The following is a 24870-nucleotide window of genomic DNA, read 5'->3' on the forward strand; positions in this document are numbered from 1 at the left end:
AAGTATGAACTGAAGTCCGAATTTCATCCTTCAGCCTTTTTCTACTTTCCCACTAATATGACCACTGACCTACCTCCGATGAGCAATCCAAACTGATTTTCCAATATTGGTTCTGTACCAGGATACCAGCTTTCCTCTGGTGGTGTAGCACCAGTATTCACAAAGACGTGCCATTGCATTCCCTGGGGAAGTCCTGGTATTTCAAACCAGTTACCTTCCCAATGCATATTCATCGCTACGTAGATGTAATTGTCTGTTAGCGTTCCTTGTTTGGCGTGCCTCCCACAGAGCATAAAAGCCAAGATCCGACTAGAGTCAGACCAATCAGCTGCCCATGCCTTAGTTCCATGCCAAGTAATATCGGCATAACCACTAGCGGCGTAATCCATATTCTGGAAGTGGAATTTATTTCTGAGTACGGGATGGGCGTTACGAAAGGCAATACAATGTTTAAAAAACTTAAACAAGTCTGCATTTGATTCCAACAGTTTCCAGTCCAGCCAGTTAAGTTCGTTGTCGTGACAGTAAGTATTGTTATTACCTAGTTGAGTGCGTCCCATCTCATCACCCATGAGGATCATCGGCACTCCTTGGCTTACCATTAACATGGCGATCGCATTTCTGATCTGTTGATAGCGCAGGGCCTTAATATCTGGGTTATCAGTCGGCCCTTCCCAGCCACAATTCCAGCTATCGTTATCGTTAGTCCCATCGTTGTTATTTTCGCCGTTAGCTTCATTGTGCTTCCCGTCATAGGAAACCAAATCCATCAGCGTAAAACCATCATGGCAAGTGATAAAGTTAATCGAAGCCGTCGGCCCTCGACCAGCCCAAGCATAAAGATCCGGTGAACCCTGTAGCCGCTGTGCCATATCCCCAACCTTTCCCGGCTCCCCTTTGAGAAATTGGCGAATCGTGTCACGGTACTTACCATTCCACTCTAGCCAGCGCCCAAATGCCGGAAAAGAGCCAACTTGATACAGACCGCCTGCATCCCAAGCTTCGGCAATTAGCTTGCAGTTAGCGAGAATTGGGTCAAAAGCAAGACTTTCTAACAGTGGTGGGTTTGAGAGTGGAGAACCCCAAGGGTCGCGCCCCAAAATCGCCGCTAAATCAAAGCGGAAACCATCAATGTGATACTCAGCAGCCCAATAGCGCAGACAGTCGAGCACCATATTGCGAACAATAGGGTTATTGCAGTTGAGGGTATTGCCAGTACCACTGAAGTTAAAGTAGTAGCCCTCCGGCGTCAGCATATAGTAGGTTTGGTTGTCAATCCCACGAAAAGAAATGGTAGGGCCGTACTCGTTGCCTTCTGCTGTGTGGTTGAAGACAACATCCAAAATTACCTCAATACCATTTTGATGCAAGCTTTTAATCAGCGTTTTGAGTTCATCAACTTGCATCCCATATTTGCCTGTGGCAGCGTAGCCAGCTTTCGGCGCAAAGAAGCCAACAGTACTGTAACCCCAATAATTGAGCAACAATTCCCCTGTTTGGGGATTAGGGCGACTGTTTTCAAACTCGTCAAATTCATATATGGGCATCAGTTCAATACAGTTGACGCCTAGCTCCTTGAGATAAGGAATTTTATCGCGGATAGCGGCAAAGGTTCCTGGATGCTTAACCCCAGAGGAGAGATGACGAGTAAAGCTACGGACATGCATCTCATAGATGATCAAATCTTCAGTGGGGATTTGTAGGGGACGCTCACCTTCCCAATCAAAGTCATCGAATGCCAAACGAGCTCGATGGTGATACATATTGTACCAGTCAGGCTTTTCTCCCCAAATATCTCTACCACCAATAATTTTGGCGTAAGGATCTAAGAGAATTTTCGTCGGGTCAAACCAGTGACCTTCTTTGGGTTTGAAAGGCCCATCCATCCGGTAGCCGTATTCGAGGTTTTCATAATCCAATTCAAATACGACCATACTAAAGACATTGCCAATACGGAACTCTTCGGGAAATGGAATTTCCGCCATTGGTTCTGGGGAGTGCTTATTGAACAGCACTAAAGTACAAGATTTGGCATGACGCGAAAATATGGAAAAATTAACGCCTCCCGGTACTAAGGTTGCTCCAAAAGGAATCGCACTACCAGGACGTAGCTTGAAGTTCTCGTAACTATGAGTGGGATGAATGTCAATTCTTTGCATTTGTTGATTCTTCCTATAAGACACTAGTAGTTTTCTAGGTTCGTAGTCAGCACTCAAGCGCTCACTACAAACCCTGCAATACTAAGTGCTTGTTACCTGAACTTTGACCTTAAGAGCTTCCAAGGCTTGGTCACGGGTGTCACGAGTTTGAAAAAAGTCTAGAAATCCAGTGATGGACATTGTGTCCTGAATTTCTTCAGACAGTCCTACCAAAACAATCTGTCCACCTTGTGCGGATATTTGTCTGTAGAGGGATAGCAGGACTCTTAAGCCAGCACTTGACATATAAGGCACTTTGGTCATTTCTATAATCATCCTCGTTCCGGCTTGGGCCAGTGGTAGAATCTGCTCTTGAACGAGGGGGGCTGTATTGGTGTCTATATCACCAACCACTTCTACCAAAGTTACTTGTGGGAGTTCATTTAAAGCGATTTTTTCGGAATCGGCAGATGTTTCTACCAATGTTACTTGCAGCGATTCAATGTTGATTTTCATAGGTGGTACGGGAACTAAATACAGAATTTTATTGAAGGCGACAGGCAAGTGTGTCCATCTGTGGTTAATTAATCTTTTGGCATTGCTGATTGAGAATATGAATTTGTGTCATCCCAATTCAATTAATGATTGCAACAAATCCTTTGGTAGAGGTAAAGACGTTGCATTGCAACGTCTCTACATTTCAGCAACGCCTATCTTTTGATGCCAGGACTAGAGTTATTACGTATTTGGGATGATTTGCACCCGGATTTTTATTTGTTCTTGGGTGTCGGGTAGCTTGACTGTTAAGGCATCGGCGTCAAAATCGGTATACTCTTGTTCATTTGCCCATACTTTACCAATCCGTACGCTACCAGGTGGTAGGATATCTGGCTGCACCCGCAAGATGTTGTCTTTAAATGCTCCTGGCTGTGGCTTGAAGTAAAAGTCCATTGGTTGTTTGGTAATCAGCAGGTTGGTGTAAACTGCTGACAAATAGCTCAATTCAGTTGAGTGATAACCGCTCATTGAGTGGCTGCCTTTGAACCGCTCGTTACCCATGAGGTATGGTAAACCGTTTGCTAAGACGTTGAAGTAAACGCCACCATCATCATGGTCGAGGAAGAAGGCGTTGTAGAAGGCTGACGCTTCCCTAGCATGACGCAAGTATTCCGGCTCTTGAGTTATGCCGTGCAGAATCAAGTAGGCTAAAATTGCTTGCTCTTGCTGCCACCAAGCTTTCCGGTCATGCCAAACGTAGCGGTATTGTTCTTCGCCTTCGCCTAGTGTGCGCTCTACGACATCATACCAGCCACCGCGCTGGCGATCGCTACCCGCATCAGGCATAAGTGCGGCAATTTTTTCTGCCAAATCTGCATATTCTTTCTTGGGTTTGAGGCTTTGCATCCGCATCAAGTTCCAAGCAATTTTGAGATTATGACCGATGACGGCGCGGTTTTGCTGCCATCCCCAGGTGTTATCGTGACTCCAATCTTCGTAGAACCGCTCTTGGACAAATGGGCTGTTGTCGTAGTCTGGGAAATATTTGGCGATCGTATCAAAGGTATACTCCAGCATATCGGCGTATTTCTGTTCGCCAGTTGCTAGCCACAAGTTAATCAAGTAAGCTGGAGCGTGATCCCCGACTGAGTTCCAGTTTTTGCGAGCGCGGTTTGCACCTAGTGATTCTGCACGCGGGTCTAAGGTGATGGGGTCAATATGAGAGAAATAACCAACGCCATCTTTATCCAAGAAAAAGCGGTCAAACAAATCGATGGTCATTTCTGCATCTCGTAGGATGCGGCGATCGCCAGTTATCCGATAAGTTTGAATAGGGCCAGCTAAAGCATAAATCTGTTCATAAGCTGGGATAGCATCATAGTCATCGCCAAACTCAGATGACAGTAGTTTTTGCTCCCGGTTGCCTGTGACTTGAATACCGTGATACCAGTAAATCAGGTCTTCATCATGGTCATAAAACCGCATGTGTTGACGCAGATATTCTGTACCTTTTTCTGCACCTTCTAGGAAGCGGTCTTCTCCAGTTAACAAATAAGCTGAAGCAAAACCATAAACTAGGCGGGATACCGTGTCCGTTTCCTGGAGAAAGTCGTGACGCTTTTTAGTCCCAGCCAAGTTGAGATAAGTCCGATATTCCCGATAATCAATCGCCTGTTCGGGATAGCCAAACTGCCATTTCAAGTATGAATCAGCAATTGAACGTATTTGCTTAACCCACCAATCTGGTTCTTCATGGCGATATTTGTTGGGTTCATCACCAGGAAAGACAAGGTATTTAACTTCAAATTTGTAATCCTGTCCATGAGGATAGAAAACACCATAGGCAAACACATGCTGACCGGGAGTAAGCATTTCGCCAAACCGAGCAGTACAGTCAAGATAAGGTTCTTCTAAGTTTTGGCTAATCCGACCATAGGCGCTGGGAGTGAGGTATGCTTGGTATTCTCGTCCATCTGATGTCTGGATACCAAAAGATTTTTCGCTGCGATTAAATGCTGTGACATAACCTGCGATCGTGTCTGAAAATGAAAAACTCATGTGATCCATGAAGCTACCTCCCGGATATTACGTTTATTTTTAAATGATTGTTTGAAGTAGAGACGTTGCAATGCAACGTCTCTATTTTTTCAAAATGGTATAAGATAAGCAGTGATTTTTCACAAATGAATTAAGGCTGTTATATCTATGCATTTGCTCCAACTTTCTGCCTTTGTTCCTGCTTTTCAATCTCTTTTATAAAAACTTCCATGAATTGCTCTACAACACCAGGATGTTTCCCCGTAATCAGATTACCATCGATAACTAAATCAGCAGTTCCGTCATCTTCATAAACAACTTCACCACCTGCATTTTCCACATCACAAATAATGTTGTGGGCGCAAGTAACCTGGCGACTTTTAATTAAATCGGGATCAGCACATAAAAGCCATAAAGAATGACAGATTGTTCCTACTTTCACACCATCTGTATTCATCGTTTTTCTGAGAAATACCACCGCTGGAGCTTGATTCTTCTGACCTTTTTTTACCGAAACCTGATATCTCAGCCGATCCATAGCGTAAGCACCAATACAAATAATGCCTTTGTAATCTGATGGATTGATATCATTGACTTCCGTAGTCACAATTACATGGTCTTCGACTTCACCGTTATCTGGATTTGAGCCGAATGTTAATTGTGGATTCCCCCATAAATGAGAAATATACTCTACTTCATAGCCTTGTTGAGGAAAATATTCATTGAATTTCCGATATTCAGTTTGGTCAAAATGTTCTTCAATCAGTACACCGATTTTTCCTTTAGATTCAGTTGTCATGGCATTAAACTCCTGATGTGATTTTAGATTGTGCAAGCTTGATTGCTAATTACATCTCATGCTTTTATTTGTAGTAAGTAGCTAGGCGTAAATATAAAGTTAGTAGTGAGTTAGCGCGGTCTTGGGGGTTTCCCCCATGAGCGACTAACGAACCCGTTCGCGCAGCGTCTCCGTTAGGAGAAGGGTAAGGACTTTAGTCCTGAGAATCCTGATTTTGAGCGATGAATCGCTCACTACAAACTAGGATTATTGCTAGCTACTCACTCCTCATTCCTTAGTCACCACTTATGATGAGCCTCTAGTGAATAATCACTAGGCTTCCATTGTGACGACGACCTGGTAAAAGTTGAAATCGTGAGGCGCAAAATTTCCAACCTTCTCCTTCATAGCTATAAAATCCTGGTCTTTCATAGCTACTTCCATATCTTTCTGGCTGTGCCACTGAACATAGTTAATAACCCGCTTGCCGTCTAAGCTTGTATGCACGCTGGCTGATATGAAGCCTGGTTGTCTCATAGGTATTTCTTTATTCTCTACCAGGAAATCCACTATCTGCTGCTGCTGTTCAAGACTTTCAACTGTGAAGATGTTGATTGCGGTGACTTGATCAGCTTTGTCGCTAATTGTAATCATTGTTGCTCCTATTTACGTGTTAGGGCTGAGTTTGGTGTAGTTTCAAGCAATCAAGGAAAATCGGAAGATTATAGGACTTACGCACATTCAAAGAATCTTGGCGCTCTTGGCGGTTCAATAAATTAAGCTTTTTAGCAATTGCGTAAATCCTGGATTAATTAATACCGACTTGCATTCAGAAACGTGATCAATGAGATTGGTAATCGGTAATTAGTAACTGGCTTTTCAAAGTTTTCTCAATTCTTTGAACTAACTTAGGCGAAAACGAAGTCCCCAGCCGATAATTCGTTGAACAGAACACCTGACAAATTTGCCAGAGAGATATCCTTGCCGTCCAAGCTAGCGAGGACGCTGGTACTGCGAAGATCGCCAAAAGCAGGCAGGAATTTCAAGTCATCAAACTTAGAGATGCCGCTGACTCCGCTAATGTAAATTTTGTCAATACCTTGCTCAAAGTCTGCGATGATGTTGCGAGTATCCTCTAACGGCCGTAAGTCGGGAAAGGGGAATGGCTGATCAATTACTTGCCTGGGGTCAGGAACAGTATCAGGGATTCTACCATTGACAATCCAAAACTGGTCAGCCCCAGCGTTACCGTAGAGGACGTTTTCGCCACCATTGACAATGATCAGTGTATCGTCTCCGTCACCCCCAACCAGTTGATCCTTGTTGCCAGCTATAAGGAAGTCGTTCCCCTCACCGCCATCAAGCAGGTTGCGTCCTGAGCCACTAAAAGCATCGAGCAGGTCTTCTCCTTCTTCGCCAAACAGGCGATTATCTTGAGTGGCGTAGAGTTCATCATTACCCTCACCACCGTAAACCCGAAGATTTTTGCGATTGGGCTGATAAAATATATCATCTTCATCACCCAGGAAGACTATCTGGTTAGGCGAGAGATTTCCTTGAGGCTTTAAGTATGAAGGAATAGGTGCTGGTTCAAGGTTTTTTTGCGGGATTGAAACTGCTAGCGATTCTACTTCTTCTGTGCCAAAATTGGCGATCGCGTATTCGTTTCCTGGAGCAATTTCGACAAAGGTGTCTGGGCTGGCCAGCCTAACTTCATCACCGATTTTAACGGATAGTTGCCCTTCTGTTACATATAAAAGTTGATGATCCTCACTTTTGACGGGATCAGGAAAATCATCACTGTTAAGAGCAATTTGACCGCGAATTTCGCCAGACGGATTCCCCTCGGTGTGGATCTGGAAGTAGTAGTCGGATTCCTCTCCCGGTAAGCCACTACCAGTGAGGAAATCACTCAAGTCTGTGGGAATCTCTGCTTCTGTCGAATTCCAGATACCACTAATGGTGGTGGAACCATCCGCATTCAATTTAATACTAAGATTTTCTTCATCCTGATGATGCGGATCTAAAATACTAAATGTGTGTGGGCCACTGCTGCCGCGATCGCCTGAGTGGATATGGATAGCGGTAACATCATCTAGTTCATTATCAGGAGTTTGGGGAGTACCACCCGGTAACAATTCTCCAAAGTCCAAGCCATTTACTGTCAACTCATAAATAATACCGTCTCCCGCTAAAGTGGGTTCCAAATCGGCAACGCCAGTTGCTAACGATTCACTATGCTTCACCACCTGGCTGGCATTCAAGTTCGCTTGGACAAAGGTATCAGTTTCCTGGGAAGACAAAGAAAATTGATTGTAGGATAATTCATTTCCCGATTCTTCCAAACTGAGCAGGGAAGTGTACTCAATTCCAAATGGGCCATCAAATGTTGGTCGCTGCGCTAACCCTTCTTGCTCGCCAGTTGTCCAGACACTAAAACCATCAATCTTTGAGAGTTCTTTTGCCTGCTCTACTACTTCCCCCTCAGCGTCTTCTGGCAGCACCAGTACGTACTTATTAGAACTTGAGGGAGGTTGATAATCTGGCGGAGCAAAATTTATGCCAGCATTAGTCCGAATCGAAAATTCTGCTAGTGTTCTGTAAGTGTCATCACCTGGAACAGCGCTGAAGCCAGGTATTGGGTCATTCCTATCTATTATTGGGGTAGCTATATTCTCGAAAAAGAGATCTAGCGCCCCAGGAGTTGTCAAAGAAAGTGTCCTTGCACCTGGAGTTTTTCCTGTTATTGATGCCGTCGAGTCGAGATTACGATAACCGTGTATTCGGTTTCTAGCACCAAAGATTAAACTGCCTTCAGGCAACACGATACTATTAGTTCCCTGATTGCCTAAGTTATATTGAATATTTCCGGCAGTTATATACCAAGTCTCGTGTTCGTAAGGGTGGAAGTGTGGAGGTGGCCCGCCGCCGACTGGCAGAAAGAAATCGAAAAAATTGAAATCAAAGTTAGTTTCTTTGGAAGTTGCTAAATAAGTATATAAGTCTCCAGAAGCGTAAACCGCCGGACGAGATGGATCATCCTGTGGTACGAGCAGGTAGTCATCAACTTTTGTTTTTATATCTGAATTGATAATCCCAACGGGGCCTGTGTTATGTGTCATGCAAATGAATTCCCTTTAGTTAGTGAGAAGGTAGTGAAGCCATGTATATATGGGCAAGGTAGACCTTGCCGTACTGGGAAGTAAGATTATTTCTCACTCGAATTTTTTCTTAAGACCTAGTACAGCAAGCGAATATAATGGTGGCGAGCTCTCCCTACCTGGTATTCAAGAGTTGCCCCAAGGAGACATATCTGCATAAACCCGCCATTCACTAACCTTGTTACCTCGCAAACGGTAGACATCACAGCAGGCGATTACAACATGCTTTTTACTATGAACCATTTCATATTTAGCATCCATTTCGATAGTGATAATATCTGAATCTTGCCAAACTTTTCTGACATCATGACTATAAAAAACCGCAGTAGTTTTAAATGTGTGTGCAAAGAAATCTACTACAGCTTGTGGCCCATAAACAACTTCACCGGAACCGACTTTATAAAAGATGTCATCAGTCAAATAACTTTTGACCTTTTGCCAATCTTGAGCAGTCACAGCCTGTGCTAATTCACCCACAGCTTTTAACTGCGCCACAGATTTTGCATCAGTTGGATTCTCTAAACCAATTGGCCATTTTGGCCCGGTAATTGACCACTTGGGTGCAAATCCATTTTTCACCCTTTCTTGTGCTTCTGGATGTTCAGCAAAATGCCGCCTCATAGTTCCAGGAGGTATCAGTTGCTTTCCTTGACTTGCCGTTAGCACAGAAGCAGATTTAGGGACAGGAATTGTGGGATCAAATACGGGATTCACATCCATAAATATCCGCAGTTCTGAGAATTTTTCACCCTCAACGCGGAAAATATCTTTGCAAGGAAGTGAAATAAATGAGCCATCTTTACGCCAGTAAATAACATCCATTTCCACAAATACAACATCGCCGATTTCCCACATCATTTTAATTTCGTGGTAAACAGCCGATATTTGGCTAAAGAAAGCGTCCGCAGATTTCTTAATTGCTGCTTTATCTAGACATACATCGAAGTTACCAAATTGATAAACTGGTGTATCGGTAAAGAAAGTAATAAATCCTTCTGAATCAAACGCCTCGCCTCTGGAGAATAAGCGTTTGACTAAATCTACATTTGTCCCAGAAATTTTTTCTGTTATCGAAGCTTCACTAGTACTAGCAGTTCCAATTAAACCACTCAACATTGATTCCACAACTTCGCCAAAAACAACATGCACTTTACCAAGTGCTGATGCTAATTCTTCTGCGGTCAAATTGTAACCATTTTCAGATGCAATCTTGACGAAGCTTTCAGGAGTTTTAGCAGTGTGAAGTTTTTGTTGTAAAGTCGGATTCTCAAAAGCATCTGCTAACAAGCTAATTACTTTTTGTGACATAACTCACCTCATTCTATTTCTACAAATTTATGTTTGAAGAGTATTAAATCAGTAAACAGTAAACAGTAAACAGTAAACAGTGGTCAGAAAAAACTGATAACTGTTAAAAGTAGACAAGGAATTTAGGCGTTGCGTGCGGGATGATTTATCTCACGCAGCGGAAAGTCTGTAGCAAGATCCCGCAGGGTGCGCCGGCTCCCGGCGAACAGAACTTTCCAAGACAGAGGCGCAGCGAAAAGTATGTAGCTTGCTTCCCTGCTTCCCGCAGGGTGCGCCGGTTTCCGGCGATGGTCTGTTCACTGCCGAGAGGCGCAAAGCCTTGCGCCTCTCCCTTGTGTCCTCTGGACACAAGGCAACCGTTCTTTTAGAACGGTTGGGCAGTAAGACCCGCATAGCGTTCATAACTTTTCAAGGCAGAGGCGCAGCGAAAAGTTCTGTTCGCCTCCGGTCTCCGTCAGGAGAAGGAGGGTTAGCCCGACCTAGGAAACTTTTCAAGACAGAGACGAAGAGGAGTTTGAGATTTCAAGAAATCAATTTTCATCCCATGATTCAGCAACGCCGAATTTATTCTTTATTCTATGATTGCCAAGGAGACATATCTGCATAAACCCGCCATTCGCTCACCTTGTTGCCTCGCAGACGATAGACATCACAGCAGGCGATTACAACATGCTTTTTACTATGAACCATTTCATATTTAGCATCCATTTCGATAGTGATAATATCTGAATCTTGCCAAACTTTTCTGACATCATGACTATAAAAAACCGCAGTAGTTTTAAATGTGTGTGCAAAGAAATCTACTACAGCTTGTGGCCCATAAACAACTTCACCGGAACCGACTTTATAAAAGATGTCATCAGTCAAATAACTTTTGACCTTTTGCCAATCTTGAGCAGTTACAGCCTGTGCTAATTCACCTACAGCTTTTAACTGTGCCGCAGATTTTTCATCAGTTGGATTCTCTAAACCAATTGGCCATTTTGGCCCGGTAATTGACCACTTGGGTGCAAATCCATTTTTCACCCTTTCTTGTGCTTCTGGATGTTCAGCGAAATGCTGCCTCATTGTGTTGGGAGGTGCAAGCCTTTTACCTCCGCTAATAGTAAATACACTGGCTGAATCGGGAACAGGAATTTTTGGATTAAATACAGGATTTACATCCATAAATATCCGCAGTTCTGAAAATTTGTCACCCTCGACGCGGAAGATATCGCAGCAAGGAAGTGTAATTACTGAACCATCTTTACGCCAGTAAGTAACATCCATTTCTACGAATACTACATCGGCTATTTCCCACATCATCTTAATTTCGTGGTAAACAGCTGATATCTGGCTAAAGAAAGCATCCGCAGATTTTTTAATTGCTGCTTTATCTAGACATACATCGAAGTTACCAAATTGATAAACTGGTGTGTCGGTAAAGAAAGTAATAAATCCTTCTGAATCAAACGCTTCACCTCTGGAGAATAAGCGTTTAACCATATCGGTTGTTGTTCCTGGAAGTTTTATTAAGTTAGGTTTACTTCCATTTGTAGTTTCTACTTTACCATTAGAAACGATTCGTTGTGCATCTTGCTGTTCAGCTACAGTTTTTGAGTTCAGAACAGCCTGTTGAATCGCTTGGGCTATTTTGGGTTGAATTGTTTGAGCAATGTTTCGAGCTTCTTCGTTGTAAGGTTCCCAGTCTAAAGTATAGGTAATTACTGGGAGTTCGTTAGGACTTGCAGGACGGGTAACTGTATTAGTCGCCTGACCAGTAAAAAGGGGATTATTGACTAATGTGTGCCGGACTTCTCCAGTTTTTTCATCCCAAACGATTTTTTCTGTAACTGTCATGTTTAGCGCTTTCATTTCGCGCAATATGCTATTGCTACATTTTTCGATAATCTTGTAATCTCTAGCCTCTGGATTGTAGCGTTCTGGGTTTTCGATTTTATCGAGCAATACATTCCAAGCGGTTGCAAAGGAAGCATTTACAGGACTGCTAAAGGTAGCATAAACTCTTTCTACTACATTTTCTTTTTGTTGGGAATTTATACCTGAAAATTTAGTATCTGAAGCTGTAAAATATGTATTGTTTGCCATGTTATATTTTTCCTGTGCTTGAGTAAAAAGTCCTTTAACTTTACGAGTAGCTTGGTTGAATTCAAGCTGTTCTCCATTTGGCCCTTTACAATAAAATAATGCCCAGCCTTCTAATTCACCAAAATCTATTTCTGATTGTTCTTCTGATGAATCTAGTTCATTCCAGAATTTTGTGGAATTGTATTTAAGGGCGATGTTTCTTCTTTCTTCTTCAGATTTGACTCGAATAACACGATTAAAAGTAACGTTATTTAGTCCTCGTGTTTGACATTCTTCTTCTAAAATTTTGGCGAAAACATTTAGATCTACATCGTCTTTTACATGAAAAGAGATATGCATTGCATTCACATGACCAATATGGGAAGGAATGCTACTTACAGAGGAAGACTGAATATGCGGTGTTGTCGGGTCTTTGAAATATATAAGTTCAACACAGGTATTGCCAAAAGAAATGAACTTAATATCTAAGGCTGCTTGGGCATCTCTAAGATTTGGAACATCATAAGTTTTGAGGTCAATACCTTTGGCGATCGCATCTAATTCTTCTTTTTGAAAGAGGGTGTTTTGCATCCCATCACCCATTAGATCATGTTCAGCAATAACTAATTTTCCTCCTAACACCTCTGTGTAAAATTCCAGGGATTTTGCCATGTCCTGAACTGTGACACCGACGTGTTGCACTCCCTGAAGATAATGACCTAATCCAGATTTAGTAATTTGCTTACCGCTCATAAGAGAAACTATGTCTGACTTGAGTTGATTTGTTGCTCCTACTTTCACAATTAGATCCGCAACATTGGAACTACATTGACCAGCTAAGGTCATTTTGCTGTCATACACAAAGGTGTAGGCTCTACGTTGTGGAAACGGTAAAATTTGTTTGACATACTTCGCTTGGTTTTGAACAGCAATAGCGTATTCTTGGGAAGCAAAGAATGTTTCCATTTCTAGAGGATTAGCAAAGGCAATTTCAAAGGCGGCTTGATATTGCTTTTCTGGAGATTCGTAACGAGATACTCCATCGTTATCGGGGCGCGAATTGTCTACTTTTTCTAATAAATGCAGTCGAAATTTCAGAACATGATTGCTCTGCACGACTGCTGGTGCAAAGCTATCTGTGAGATATTTGCGAAAAGCTTCTACACTCACCTTGTCAGATTTCTGTACCATGACGTGAAACTTGATCACCCCAAGTTCTCCGTTTGGTTCACCTGTAGGAATACGATCGCTATAGGTTTGAGAATTGCCAGAACTTGTAGTGTAAGCGATCGCTTTACTGAATAAGTTGTGTTCGTCAGCCATCAGGATGCTGAACGCTTGGATATATGCTTGAAATTCGGCTTCTGTGGCAAAAGTTAATTCAGCAATGCCATTGAACTGATCTGCGGCGGGGCGAGTATACTCGATGCCATTAATAGTAGGCCAGATACCGCCTTCATTCGGAGCTAGATGAAACTGCCAATATTGATGCTGGCCTGGAAGATGGGCGCAGAGGGGGCCGTGAACATTTCGCCAATATTGCTCAAATAGCTCCAAGGAAATGCCTTTGCGTTTCCACAGCAACACATAGAAAGCTATTTTGCCTTGGCGATCGCGGATTGAGTAATCGACCTTTCTCACTGCTGTTGTCATTGCCTTTTTCCTTGCTTGAAAAATTTCTTTCAGTACGCCCAAGCAACCTGCGACCTTATTGAACCCCGCATAAGCGCACATAAATAAAAGAATTTCTGTGATTTCTTCGTAAGTAGCTCCCTGCTTGAGAGCCATATCCACGTGTGCTACAAAAGGATTGCCGGGGCCTTTATGATTTTGATTGGCAACATCAACTGCGATCGCAATCAATGCTTTAGTTTTTTGATCGAGTAATGGCAGACCCCAGGCTTCCCCAGCTACACGAGTCACAAAGTCACCAAATTTCGGGTTGATACCTTTTAAACCTGCTTGCAGTTCTAAATCATCTAAAACTGCATTTTTATACTTCCGCTTTTCATCTGATACCATTTGGGTTTATTTCTGCTACTTTTTGATTTTGAGAAACTCCCTTTTGGTGAGCCTTGCAAAATATCTAATCCAAGTAGTATTAAGCTGTGGTGATCAATTTCAGCAATCCACCTGGAGCAAAAACATCGCGGTAGAAGGTCAATTGTTCAGTTTTGAGGTAACATCCACCTCTATGACCACGGCGAATCCAAGTAACATTTCCCTTCGCAAGTGTTTCGTTAGTTTCATCATCCACACACTTCCATTCAAAGAAGGTCACTTCACCATGAAACATCACGATTGGCCAGCACATAGTTACACCTGGCTGGGCAATTAATGCCCACCAATGTTGTTCACGCTCTTTTTGTTGTTCTAAGCCTTGATAAGGGCCATCCTGGCAAAAATAAACCAAATCATCACGATATTCACCAGTTAAGATATCGCCTCGTCCCTGTCTCAATGCCTCACAATGAGTTGGCCACCATTCGCGATTTTCTTGCTCAATCTGTTCAACAGTATAACTATGACTAATTTGTGGTAGTGTTCTTTCTTTCATTGCCACAAATCTCTCAGCATCTTCTATCAATTTTTTCGCAACATAAGCAGTTACAAGTCCTGGACGAGAATAATCTGCTGCTAAATCTTTATAGTAATTAGTTCGTTTGTTAATCGATGTATTTGTAGTGTTTTGAGAACCATTACTATGACCATTCGAGTTAGAAATAAGTTTTTGTTCCAGCATAAGACAAACTACGTCCTCTTTGAGTTGATTGGTTGCGCCGATATTGGCAATTAGTTCTGCCACTGTAGAACTCCGCTGACCGGCTAGAGTCATCTTGCCGTCGTAAACAAAGGTGTAAGCAGTTCGCTCTGGAAATGGTAAAAGCCGCTGAACATACTTAGCCTGGTCTTGAACAGCATTAGCGTATTCTCTTGAAGCAAAAAATGTTTCCATTTCCAGAGGATTAGCAAAAGCAATTTCAAAGGCAGCTTGATACTGCTTCTCTGGAGATTCATAATGAGATACTCCAGCTGCATCTGGGCGAGAATTGTCTACTTCCTCAAATAAATGCAGTCGGAACTTCAGGACAGAATTGCTCTGGATAACAGCTGGTGCAAAGCTATCTGTCATATATCTGCGAAAAGCTTCCACACTCACAGCGTCAGATTTCTTCACCATGACGTGGAATTTAATCACACCCAATTTGCCGTTGGGATCTCCTGAAGGAATGCTATCTATATAAGTTTTAGAATTGCCAAAACTAGTGTTATAACCGATCGCTTTGCTGAATACGTTGTGCTCGTCATCCATCAGAATGGCGGCAGATTTGAACCATATATTACGTTCAGCTTCCGTCTCAAAGGTTAATTCGGCAATCCCATTAAACTGATCTTCTTCTGGACAAATATACTCAATACCTTTAATAATTGGCCATAAACCACCCTCATTTTGAGACAGATGGAACTGCCAGTATTGATGTTGACTTGGTAGACGCGCACATACTGGGCCATGAACGTCTCTCCAGTAGTCATCGAAGAGTTCTAGAGAAATTCCTCTGCGTTTCCACAAAAGAACATAAAAGGTGACTTTGCCTTTTTGGTCGCGAATCGCATAATCGGCTTTTCTAAATGCTGCTATCATTGCTGTCTGTCCACGTCTGCAAAATATTATGTCTAGGAACCGAGAATTTCATTGAGAGCACCAAAGCAACCAGCGACCTTATTGAAGCCTCCGTAAACGCACATGAATAAAAGGAGTTCTTCTATCTCTGCAACAGTCGCTCCTTGCTTGAGAGCCATATTTACATGTGCTGCAAATGGGCTACCTGGGCCTACCTGGTCTTGATTCACAACATCTACTGCGATCGTGATTAAAGCCTTCGTTTTTTGGTCAATTAATGGCAACCCCCACGCTTCACCCGCTACACGAGTGCAAAAATCACCAAACTTCGGGTTGATACTTTTTAAACCCTCTTGAAGGTTTTGATCATCCAAAACAGCATTTTTGTATTCCACGTCGTTCTCCGTTATATATTGAAGCTAATAAAAGCACGATCGCAAATGGCAATGCCTGTATTGCTATCAATTGCTTAATTAAATTCATCTTTTATGCGAACTTGATAAAAACTTTTTGTAGGTAGTTACTGTAATTGTTCTCTATCAATATTTAGCCGTTCTATAAAGTTTGGTGTTGAAGATTTGTTTTACTTCTAAGTTAAATTTAAGTTAGTTGTTCACTTTTTACAGCATGAAAAAGTCAGAAGGAGTAGGGATTATATCAGGATAATTCTTATTAATTTATGTAAATAGTCAGAAAATGTCTTAAAAAGTCATATTAATATAATTATTTTCTTATTACTACTCCCCACTCGCTTCGTGACGTACTCAACGTTACACAACGGCTACGAAATCCGCACAGTACAGGAATTACTCGGACACAAAGACGTAAAATTGTGACAATACAATACAGTAATTCCTGGAAATATTAAATCCAATTCTGATTCTCAGTCGTCTTATAAACAGACGCGCCACAATTGACTACTCCATTATCAAAATACTCGAAACCGCTTTGGCGAACAATTGTTTTGTCCCTATCTTTAGGGGCAAAGCTAGGTTTTCATGGCTGCAAATGCTTAGTGCTGAGAAGTCATTTTTAATTCAATTAATACTTTTTTAAGACATAACTCAAGTTATTATGCCTGTAATGTTCTACTTAATTAAGCTATTAATTCTGGACAATGGCTAAATAAAGATGGCTACTTATTTGACAAAGTTATTCTGTCTCTATGTAACTGTATAATTCCCATAAGTTTTGACTAATATACAGTATTTAGTTTTCCTGTCTCCAAATCCACTTAGATAAAAATAAAACCTCATATTTTAATGAGATGGGATTAATTATCGTTTTTAGTTTAAAGCTTTGTCATATGCACATTAAGTGCTAATAACTTACTTGAATAGCAATATTAGTCTTAAATTAATCAATAAACTAATAAAACTTTCCTTAAAAAATTAATTATTTACTTGTCAAATCAATCATTAGACTGAAAAGGTATATAGACAAAACTCTATTATTTATGTCTAAGCAATCGATTTAAAAGACTTGATTTACTATGGTTAAATTGCCAAAATCAAAACTAAAGTTAGAGGAAAGCTAGTCTAATCTTGCTTTTGATTTGAAAAACACTTGCTTTGGAATAAAGGGGGAATTTTAATTGCTAATCTCAAACTAAGAGCCTATGTGAAAAATGATTACATTCCCAAAATAAACTTCAAAGCTGCTGTAAAGTTTGTTGTCCAAATTTCTAGAATTTTGCAAGAAACTCCATGAGCTGCGCTTACAAGGAAGGATGAAACTAGACTTTCAAGGCAGGTCTATTAAATTTTTGAGTCTAAGTTTGCAATGCAGTCAATTAGCAACTTACAAACGGAAATAATAGATTAAAACCTATCAATAGGAGAGAACTTATGAAGTCTATAGAACTCACTATAGAACAGCAGTTTAAACTAAAAGTTCTAGAAACGCATATTCAAGGTTTAAATCAACAGCAAGCACAAAGGCTATTGGTAAAATTTGTCCAAATAGGCATGCTCAAAGACAATATTATTAATAATTACACAGACATCCAATCAATAAAGCTACAAGGCTATCTTCCAGAACTTTGAGCAAGGCTTTATAGCTTTCTTATGTGCATAAGTCTTAGGTGATTTATTAAAGGCGGTGGGTAATGCTACTCACCGTAACCTTTAATATTCAGGACTTATACCGATTCAATTAATGATTGCAACAAATTCTTTGATAGAGACGTTGCAATGCAACGTCTCTACAGTGGTCTATCTGTCGCATTCTTCTTTCAAAATGGTATTACGCCAAATTATGAAAAAACGTAGACGCGGAGCAGCTTGCTGTTAAACATCGCTCTATACCTTAAACTTTTCAGTAATCCGCTTCATTGCTTCTTCGACATTCTCCCGGCTATTAAATGCTGAAATGCGAAAGTAACCCTCGCCTGCGGCACCAAAACCAGAACCGGGGGTTCCTACAACATTTACAGTGTGTAGCAGCTTATCGAAAAATTCCCAACTAGACAAACCATTAGGCGTTTTCACCCAGACATAAGGTGCATTCACGCCGCCATATACTGCTAATCCGGCGGCTGTGAGTTTTTCACGAATAATTTTGGCATTTTCTAAATAGAAACTAACCAGCGCCTTGATTTGTGTCTGTCCTTCTTCAGAGTAGACTGCCTCGGCTCCACGTTGTACGATGTAGGACACTCCATTGAACTTGGTAGACTGACGGCGATTCCACAGTTTCCAGAGCTCCACATCGGAACCATCGGCCGCTTTTCCTGTTAGCGTTTTTGGTACAACAGTTAATGCACAACGGGTTCCCGTAAAGCCTGCATTCTTGGAGAAAGAACGGAACTCGATCGCAACTTCCCTGGCTCCCTCAATCTCATAGATAGAGTGGGGAATTTCGGGATCGGTGATGTAGGCTTCGTAAGCAGCGTCAAAGAAAATGATCGAGCCATTGGCTTTGGCATAGTCTACCCACGCCTTTAGGTATTCTTTTGTGGCGATCGCACCAGTAGGGTTATTGGGAAAGCAAAGATAAATTAAATCAACTTTTTGAGAGGGAATTTCAGCAGTAAAGTTGTTTTCAGCAGTAATCGGCAGATAGACTAAACCCTCAAATTCGCCTTTATCGTTAGCATTTCCAGTATTTCCCGTCATTACGTTAGTGTCTACGTATACGGGATAAACAGGGTCAGTAACGGCGATGGTGTTGTCATGTCCAAAGATTTCCAGAATATTGCCCGTGTCACATTTGGAACCATCGGAGATAAAGATTTCTGAGGCATCTATTTTAGCCCCTCGCGCCTGGAAATCTTGGACGGCAATTTTCTCTCGTAACCAAGCATAGCCTTGTTCTGGGCCGTAGCCCTTGAAGGTGGTGCGATCGCCCATTTCTTCAACAGCTTTGATCATAGCTGTGCGGCAAGCTTCAGGCAGGGGTTCGGTGACATCGCCAATGCCTAGCCGAATGACTTTGGCATCAGGATTAGCTTCAACAAAGGCATTAACCCGGCGAGCAATTTCAGGAAATAGATAACCTGCTTTCAGCTTGAGATAGTTGTCGTTAATCGTTGCCATAGGAGATTGTTACAAACGCTCTACAACAGCTTACTGCTAATTTATATATGCGATAACTTTGTTGCTTTTGCTGATATCATCATTCAAAGCGATCGCTTCAGCATCCGCATCTAGTACATTGAGACGTTTCAAACAGTCATACGTATTAATTATTACCACTAAAGCGTCTCGACTCATCCTGAGCAGCCCTATGATAGCTGTACCGAATTATTTCCAGCTAATACAACAAGACCAGCAAATTCAGAAATCATGAGTCAGAATATTGGCGCTGCCAAAATTTGTATTATCATTCCGGTGTTAAATGAAGCGAGAAATATCAAAGAAGCGATTGCAACGACTCAACCTAGTACAAATATAGAAGTGATTGTAGTAGATGGTGGCTCACAAGATGACACAGTAGCGATCGCTCAGTCGTTGGGTGTAAAAGTTATTTCGTCACCTCCTGGTCGTGCTGCTCAAATGAACGCGGGTGCTATGGCTGCTAATAGTAATGAGATTCTGCTGTTTCTTCATGCAGATACCTGTTTACCAGCTGAGTTTGATGCCATGATTCGCACAGCGCTACAACAACCCCAGACTGTAGCAGGTGCATTTAACTTGCGGATCGATGCATCACTTTTGAGTTTACGATGGGTGGAGTGGGGAGTAAATTGGCGATCGCGTTTTTGCCAAATGCCATACGGCGACCAAGCAATTTTTTTAACAAAAGAAGTATTTCAGCAAACAGGTAGCTTTCCTGAATTGCCCATCATGGAAGACTTTGAACTCATGCGTCGTTTAAAATACATGGGAAAAATTGTAATTATCCCTGCACCAGTTGTCACCTCAGCTCGTAGGTGGGTGCAAAAGGGAGTTTTCAAAACTACATTACTTAATCAAATAATCATCATTGCCTATTTACTCGGTGTTTCACCTGAGCGAATTCATAGCTGGTATTGCCGGGAAAAATTTAGAAGAATTTAAGCTGTTTCTCATGTAAGTAGTTTATCTTCAGAACTTAGAACTTCGTGCTCAGAACTTGGAATTTCATGCTCAGAACTTGGAATTTCGTGTTCAAAACTCGGAACTTCATGCTCAGAACTCGGAACTTCGTGTTCAGAACTCGGAACTTCATGCTCAAAACTCGGAACTTCATGCTCAGAACTCGGAACTTCGTGTTCAGAACTCGGAACTTCATGCTCAGAACTCGGAACTTCATGCTCAGAACTCGGAACTTCGTGTTCAGAACTCGGAATTTTGTGTTCATACCAGTTTACGAAATTCTTGATACAAATCACTTTTCTTACTTCCCCTGCCTCCTCTGCTCCCCCTGCTTGCTATTTGTAGCCCCCACACCTATTTTCAAGTTAGGTTTATTGAACTTCCAAAAGTGAATTTATAAAAATGAGGAAGCGCACATTTAATTTTCAACTCAAACTGTTACTGTTAAGTTGCCTAGTAACTATTCTAATAATTGCTGCCAAACAGTTTAACGTTCAGGGACTTTTGCAGACCTCAATTATTTGGGTTGATAGTCTTGGCCTTTTGGGGCCAATAGCATACATAGCAATTTACAACCTAGCAACATTGCTGTTTGTACCAGGTTCTCTTCTGACTCTTAAAGGTGGTTGCCTATTTGGCGTATTTTGGGGGTCAGTCTATGTGTTAATTGCTGCAACAGTTGGAGCGACCCTCGCTTTTCTCATTGGACGCTACCTGTCGCGGGATTGGATTACCCAGATGATGGACAAACATCCTAAATTTAAAGCAATTGATCTAGCAGTTGCCAAAGAAGGATGGAAAATTGTGCTATTGACTCGTTTATCCCCCGTTTTTCCATTCAATTTATTAAATTACGCTTTTGGAGTAACACAAGTTTCCCTCAAAGACTATATCTTAGGTTCCATCGGCATCATTCCAGGTACAGTAATGTACGTTTACATCGGTTCCCTAGCTGGTAATCTGACCGTAATTAATATGCCTCATCAGCCAACCACTCCAGAAACTCAAATCTGGCAATGGGCGATACAACTGATTGGGTTAATTGCTACTGTTGCAGTAACTATATATGTCACAAAAGTTGCTCAGAAAGCTCTAGCTCAAAGTATAGCAACAGCAGAAATCACCAATGACCCAAATAATAATTAGTTCAAAAAGATTATCAATTGCTTATTGTTGTTACTAATATCCAAAACCATGAAAGTATACAATTTTCATATGTTCATTAAATTATTAATTTTCTGTCGAGTTTTTATAGACAAATATAATTTCAGTGTTTATCAAATTGAGTCTGAAAACACTGACAAAAAATCTATTTTTTAAAAAAATACTTCCTGTTTATCATTTTTACAAGTTATGAAAAATAAAATTATGAAAAATCAATATCGTACCAAAATATTAAAAGAATTTTTCAGACTAGGTATATTAATATTGCTAGTGGTTGGCTTTGCTTTTTTATGGAATACAGACTTTGCCCTGGCAGAGAAATCTATTAATACACATTCTTTTAATCCCCAAGCAATTTTACGAAATGCCTTGCAGTGGATTAATAGCATTGGTGCAGTAGGAGCCTTAGCCTTTATTGCACTTTATATTATTGCCACTGTCGCTTTCTTACCAGGTTCCATCCTTACCTTGGGTGCTGGTGTTGTCTTTGGTGTAGTTTGGGGTTCACTCTATGTATTTGTTGGTGCAACTCTGGGTGCTACTGCGGCTTTTCTCGTCGGGCGTTATTTAGCAAGAGGCTGGGTTGCACGTAAAATTGCAGATAACAAAAAATTTGCCGCTATTGACCAAGCTGTTGGCAAAGAAGGATTAAAAATTGTACTGTTAACGCGACTGTCTCCCATATTTCCTTTCAATTTATTGAACTATGCCTTTGGCATCACAGGAGTTTCACTCCAGGATTACTTTATTGGCTCTTTAGGCATGATTCCCGGAACCATCATGTACGTTTATATTGGTTCTCTTGCTGGTAATCTTGCCATGATTGGGACTGAGGCTCAACCTACTAACCCTACTTTACAATGGGCAATTCGGCTCATTGGTTTTATTGCTACAGTTGCAGTTACCATTTATGTCACCCGTATTGCCCGGAAAGCTTTAGAAGAAGAAGTGATTAACAATTAAAAAATAAACTCAACTTTAAGAGTGTCTGTCAATTATCGAACTGACAAAACAATTCAAAAGCTGTATTTCTTATTAAACAATCTTGAATCTAAACCCCAGCCAAAGAATTAAGAAATCTTCCCAGTCCCCAGTCCCCAGTCCCCAGCCCCCAGTTCCAACGAGGTATCACTAATGTCCAATTCAGAATTCGAGAGAGTCACAGTTCGCCCAATGGATGAGTATAACCAAAAGTTGGTGTCCTACGTCCATCCACCAAATTGGGTCAATCCTGAACCTGTTGATGTTTACGACTTGGTAGTGATTGGCGCTGGTACAGCGGGATTAGTGGTGGCGGCGGGTGCAGCAGGTCTGGATTTAGGTTTAAAAGTGGCTTTAATTGAAAAGCATCTCATGGGTGGTGATTGCTTGAATGTTGGTTGTGTACCATCTAAAACTGTTATCCGCTCCTCTCGCGTAGTTGGCGAAATCTGGAATGCCAAAGAGTTTGGGGTTAACATTCCCCAACATGTTGACGTTGATTTTCCCGCAGTCATGGCACGGATGCGGCGGGTAAGGTCTGGGATTAGCCATCATGATTCGGCTGAGCGCTTTCAGAAATTAGCGGTTGATGTCTTCTTGGGTAGCGGTCGGTTTGCGAGTAAAAACACCGTGGAAGTTGGCAACAAAACCCTCCGATTTAAAAAAGCTGTAATTGCGACTGGAGCCAGAGCCGCGCAACTCTCGATTCCGGGAATTGAAAAGGCGGGTTATCTGACCAATGAGACGGTTTTTTCCCTGATTCAACGACCGGAACGTTTAGCGGTAATTGGTGGCGGCCCGATTGGGTGCGAATTGGCACAAGCTTTCCGGCGTTTGGGTTGTGAGGTAGTACTTTTCCATAGTGGTTCTCACCTCCTTAATAAAGAAGATGCTGACGCCGCTGAAATTCTCCAAAAGGTCTTGATTCACGAAGGAATTCGCGTGGTGCTGAATTGCCAGTTAGAAGAAGTGGTAACTGTCACCGAGGGCAAAAGACTTTACTTTTCTTCTAATGGTCGCCGAGATTCTGTCACAGTAGATGAAATTTTAGTAGGTACAGGACGTGCGCCAAATGTAGAAGGTCTAAATTTAGAAGCAGTGGGAGTGGAATACGATAAGCGCCAAGGTGTAAAGGTTAATGACTATCTTCAGACTACGAATCCCAAGATTTATGCAGCTGGCGATATCTGCATGAACTGGAAGTTTACCCATGCTGCTGATGCGGCGGCACGAATTGTAATTAAGAATACGCTGTTTTCTCCCTTTGGCTTAGGACGCTCCAAACTCAGTAGTCTAGTGATGCCGTGGGTAACTTATACTGATCCCGAAATTGCTCATGTGGGAATGTATGAACATGAGGCGCAGAAGTTGGGTATTAATGTGGCGACGATCGCAATTCCTTTTAGTAGTGTAGACCGAGCGATCGCCGATGGTGAAGAGTTAGGATTTCTCAAAATCCACCACAAAAAGGGGTCTGATGAAATTATCGGTGCAACTATTGTCGCCAATCATGCAGGTGAGATGATCTCAGAAGTAACTACGGCAATGGTCGGTAAACTGGGTTTGAGCAAACTCAGTAGTGTGATTCATCCTTATCCCACTCAAGCTGAAGCTATTAAGAAAGCGGCGGATGCTTATCGTCGCACACTCCTCACCCCGAAAACCAAACGATTTTTAGGATTTCTCACAAAGCTTTCTTGAATTCGACAGGATTACAGCAATTCTCAAATGCATGAAGTGCAGCACAACATATTGTGTCCTTACGCGTGTGCCTATTGAATTGAAAACCGCTTTCTATAAAATGAGCTTACACATAACCCTGGTCTGTATTTTAGTATTATGTAAAATAATGTAAATAAATGTAAATAATACAATGCAAGATAAAGTCGTTGTCATTGTTGGTGCTACTGGCGGCATTGGTTCAGCTTTAACTCGCAAACTTGCCCCCACAGGGGCACAGTTGGTACTAACGGCGAGAGATGCAGTTCATTTAACAACACTGGCAAATGATTTACCTGGGTCAATTTTGACCATTCCTTGCGACATTACTGATCCGCAACAGGTAGACACTTTAATAGAAAAGGCTGTTGCTGAGTTTGGTCAAATCGACGTTTTGGTGAATGCAGCGGGTGCTGGTATCCTCAAGCCCTACAACAACCTGGAACCAGCTGATCTAGACAAGATGCTAGATGTCAACTTAAAGGGTAGCTTCTACACTACTCAGGCGGCTGCTGAAGAAATGCAAAAGCGTAAGTCTGGTCATATTTGTAACGTGATCGGGATTTTGGGCAAACATTCGATGGCGACGGCCGCGGCTTATTCGGCTTCCAAGTTTGGCGTTGTCGGTTTTAGCAAGTGTATGGCAGAGGAACTTAAGCGTTTTGGTATCAAGTTCACGCTATTCTACTTTGGTGGGGTAGATTCTCCTTTCTGGGACAACGTGAATTTAAAGGTAGACCGGAAAAAAATGCTTAGTACTGCAACTGCTGCCAATGCGATTTTCTTTGCCCTTTCTGCGGAACCGCAAGCTGTGCCAATGGAAATCAATATTCAACCTGATAGTCATCTGTTCTTCTAAAATCAGAGTGTGCTTACATAA

20 protein-coding genes are annotated in these 24870 nt (G+C 41.8%); 8 read left to right on the forward strand and 12 right to left on the reverse strand.

Annotated elements, in window-relative coordinates:
• Positions 1-41 precede the first annotated feature (41 nt).
• Both glgX and FNW02_RS06600 read right to left on the reverse strand, forming a co-directional pair.
• Complete coding sequence (glgX, locus tag FNW02_RS06595) at positions 42-2159, reverse strand: glycogen debranching protein GlgX (protein WP_191756766.1); 2118 nt, start codon at positions 2157-2159, stop codon at positions 42-44.
• 81 nt (positions 2160-2240) lie between these two features.
• Positions 2241-2654 carry an anti-sigma factor antagonist gene (locus tag FNW02_RS06600; protein ID WP_191756767.1) on the reverse strand — a complete coding sequence of 138 codons (414 nt, stop codon included), beginning with the start codon at positions 2652-2654 and terminating at the stop codon, positions 2241-2243.
• Here FNW02_RS06600 and FNW02_RS06605 point away from each other — a divergent pair.
• Positions 2641-2859 (forward strand): hypothetical protein, encoded by a 219-nt coding sequence (locus tag FNW02_RS06605; RefSeq protein ID WP_191756768.1) that lies wholly within the window; start codon positions 2641-2643, stop codon positions 2857-2859. The genes FNW02_RS06600 and FNW02_RS06605 overlap by 14 nt on opposite strands.
• Before the next feature lie 17 nt (positions 2860-2876).
• Here the strand turns inward: FNW02_RS06605 and FNW02_RS06610 are convergent, their stop codons facing one another.
• The 8 genes from FNW02_RS06610 to FNW02_RS06660 form a co-directional block, all read right to left on the reverse strand.
• Positions 2877-4703: an AGE family epimerase/isomerase gene (locus FNW02_RS06610; protein ID WP_191756769.1), complete on the reverse strand. Its 1827-nt coding sequence runs from the start codon at positions 4701-4703 to the stop codon at positions 2877-2879.
• 136 nt (positions 4704-4839) lie between these two features.
• Entirely contained in the window at positions 4840-5472 is a 633-nt protein-coding gene (locus FNW02_RS06615) for a DJ-1/PfpI family protein (RefSeq protein ID WP_191756770.1), read from the reverse strand.
• Positions 5473-5784: 312 nt separating this feature from the next.
• Positions 5785-6105, reverse strand: coding sequence for an antibiotic biosynthesis monooxygenase family protein (locus FNW02_RS06620; protein ID WP_191756771.1), 321 nt, complete (start codon positions 6103-6105; stop codon positions 5785-5787).
• 254 nt (positions 6106-6359) lie between these two features.
• A complete protein-coding gene (locus tag FNW02_RS06625) occupies positions 6360-8573 on the reverse strand; it encodes a CHRD domain-containing protein (RefSeq protein ID WP_191756772.1) in 2214 nt (737 codons plus the stop codon).
• 165 nt (positions 8574-8738) lie between these two features.
• Positions 8739-9920: a Nif11-like leader peptide family RiPP precursor gene (locus FNW02_RS06630; RefSeq protein WP_191756773.1), complete on the reverse strand. Its 1182-nt coding sequence runs from the start codon at positions 9918-9920 to the stop codon at positions 8739-8741.
• A 576-nt stretch (positions 9921-10496) separates the two neighbouring features.
• On the reverse strand, positions 10497-14009 hold the full coding sequence (locus tag FNW02_RS38450; RefSeq protein ID WP_225225480.1) for a nuclear transport factor 2 family protein: 3513 nt from the start codon (positions 14007-14009) through the stop codon (positions 10497-10499).
• Between the two features lie 79 nt (positions 14010-14088).
• The gene (locus tag FNW02_RS06655; protein ID WP_191756774.1) at positions 14089-15630 is read right to left on the reverse strand and encodes an EthD domain-containing protein; all 1542 of its coding nucleotides are present in this window, start codon (positions 15628-15630) and stop codon (positions 14089-14091) included.
• Positions 15631-15662: 32 nt separating this feature from the next.
• Positions 15663-16004, reverse strand: coding sequence for a carboxymuconolactone decarboxylase family protein (locus FNW02_RS06660; protein ID WP_191756775.1), 342 nt, complete (start codon positions 16002-16004; stop codon positions 15663-15665).
• Between the two features lie 1452 nt (positions 16005-17456).
• Between FNW02_RS06660 and FNW02_RS06665 the strand changes: the two genes are divergently transcribed.
• Entirely contained in the window at positions 17457-17654 is a 198-nt protein-coding gene (locus FNW02_RS06665; RefSeq protein WP_191756776.1) for an NblA/ycf18 family protein, read from the forward strand.
• Positions 17655-17909: 255 nt separating this feature from the next.
• On the opposite strand, the gene FNW02_RS06670 is transcribed toward FNW02_RS06665, so the two are convergent.
• Positions 17910-19145, reverse strand: a complete 1236-nt coding sequence (locus FNW02_RS06670; protein ID WP_191756777.1) for an LL-diaminopimelate aminotransferase — start codon at positions 19143-19145, stop codon at positions 17910-17912.
• 36 nt (positions 19146-19181) lie between these two features.
• The gene (locus FNW02_RS06675; RefSeq protein ID WP_191756778.1) at positions 19182-19322 is read right to left on the reverse strand and encodes a hypothetical protein; all 141 of its coding nucleotides are present in this window, start codon (positions 19320-19322) and stop codon (positions 19182-19184) included.
• 72 nt (positions 19323-19394) lie between these two features.
• Between FNW02_RS06675 and FNW02_RS06680 the strand changes: the two genes are divergently transcribed.
• The 6 genes from FNW02_RS06680 to FNW02_RS06705 all read left to right on the forward strand — a co-directional run bounded on the left by FNW02_RS06680 (position 19395) and on the right by FNW02_RS06705 (position 24849).
• Complete coding sequence (locus tag FNW02_RS06680) at positions 19395-20108, forward strand: TIGR04283 family arsenosugar biosynthesis glycosyltransferase (RefSeq protein WP_191756779.1); 714 nt, start codon at positions 19395-19397, stop codon at positions 20106-20108.
• 76 nt (positions 20109-20184) lie between these two features.
• Positions 20185-20412 (forward strand): hypothetical protein, encoded by a 228-nt coding sequence (locus tag FNW02_RS06685; RefSeq protein WP_225225481.1) that lies wholly within the window; start codon positions 20185-20187, stop codon positions 20410-20412.
• Positions 20413-20528: 116 nt separating this feature from the next.
• Positions 20529-21272, forward strand: a complete 744-nt coding sequence (locus FNW02_RS06690) for a TVP38/TMEM64 family protein (protein ID WP_191756781.1) — start codon at positions 20529-20531, stop codon at positions 21270-21272.
• Positions 21273-21494: 222 nt separating this feature from the next.
• Positions 21495-22253: a TVP38/TMEM64 family protein gene (locus tag FNW02_RS06695; RefSeq protein ID WP_431356798.1), complete on the forward strand. Its 759-nt coding sequence runs from the start codon at positions 21495-21497 to the stop codon at positions 22251-22253.
• A 171-nt stretch (positions 22254-22424) separates the two neighbouring features.
• Positions 22425-23972, forward strand: a complete 1548-nt coding sequence (locus FNW02_RS06700; RefSeq protein ID WP_191756783.1) for a mercuric reductase — start codon at positions 22425-22427, stop codon at positions 23970-23972.
• 172 nt (positions 23973-24144) lie between these two features.
• The gene (locus FNW02_RS06705; RefSeq protein WP_191756784.1) at positions 24145-24849 is read left to right on the forward strand and encodes an SDR family oxidoreductase; all 705 of its coding nucleotides are present in this window, start codon (positions 24145-24147) and stop codon (positions 24847-24849) included.
• The last annotated feature ends 21 nt before the right edge of the window (positions 24850-24870 follow it).

This window comes from Komarekiella delphini-convector SJRDD-AB1 (assembly GCF_014831675.1).
Lineage (GTDB): Bacteria > Cyanobacteriota > Cyanobacteriia > Cyanobacteriales > Nostocaceae > Komarekiella.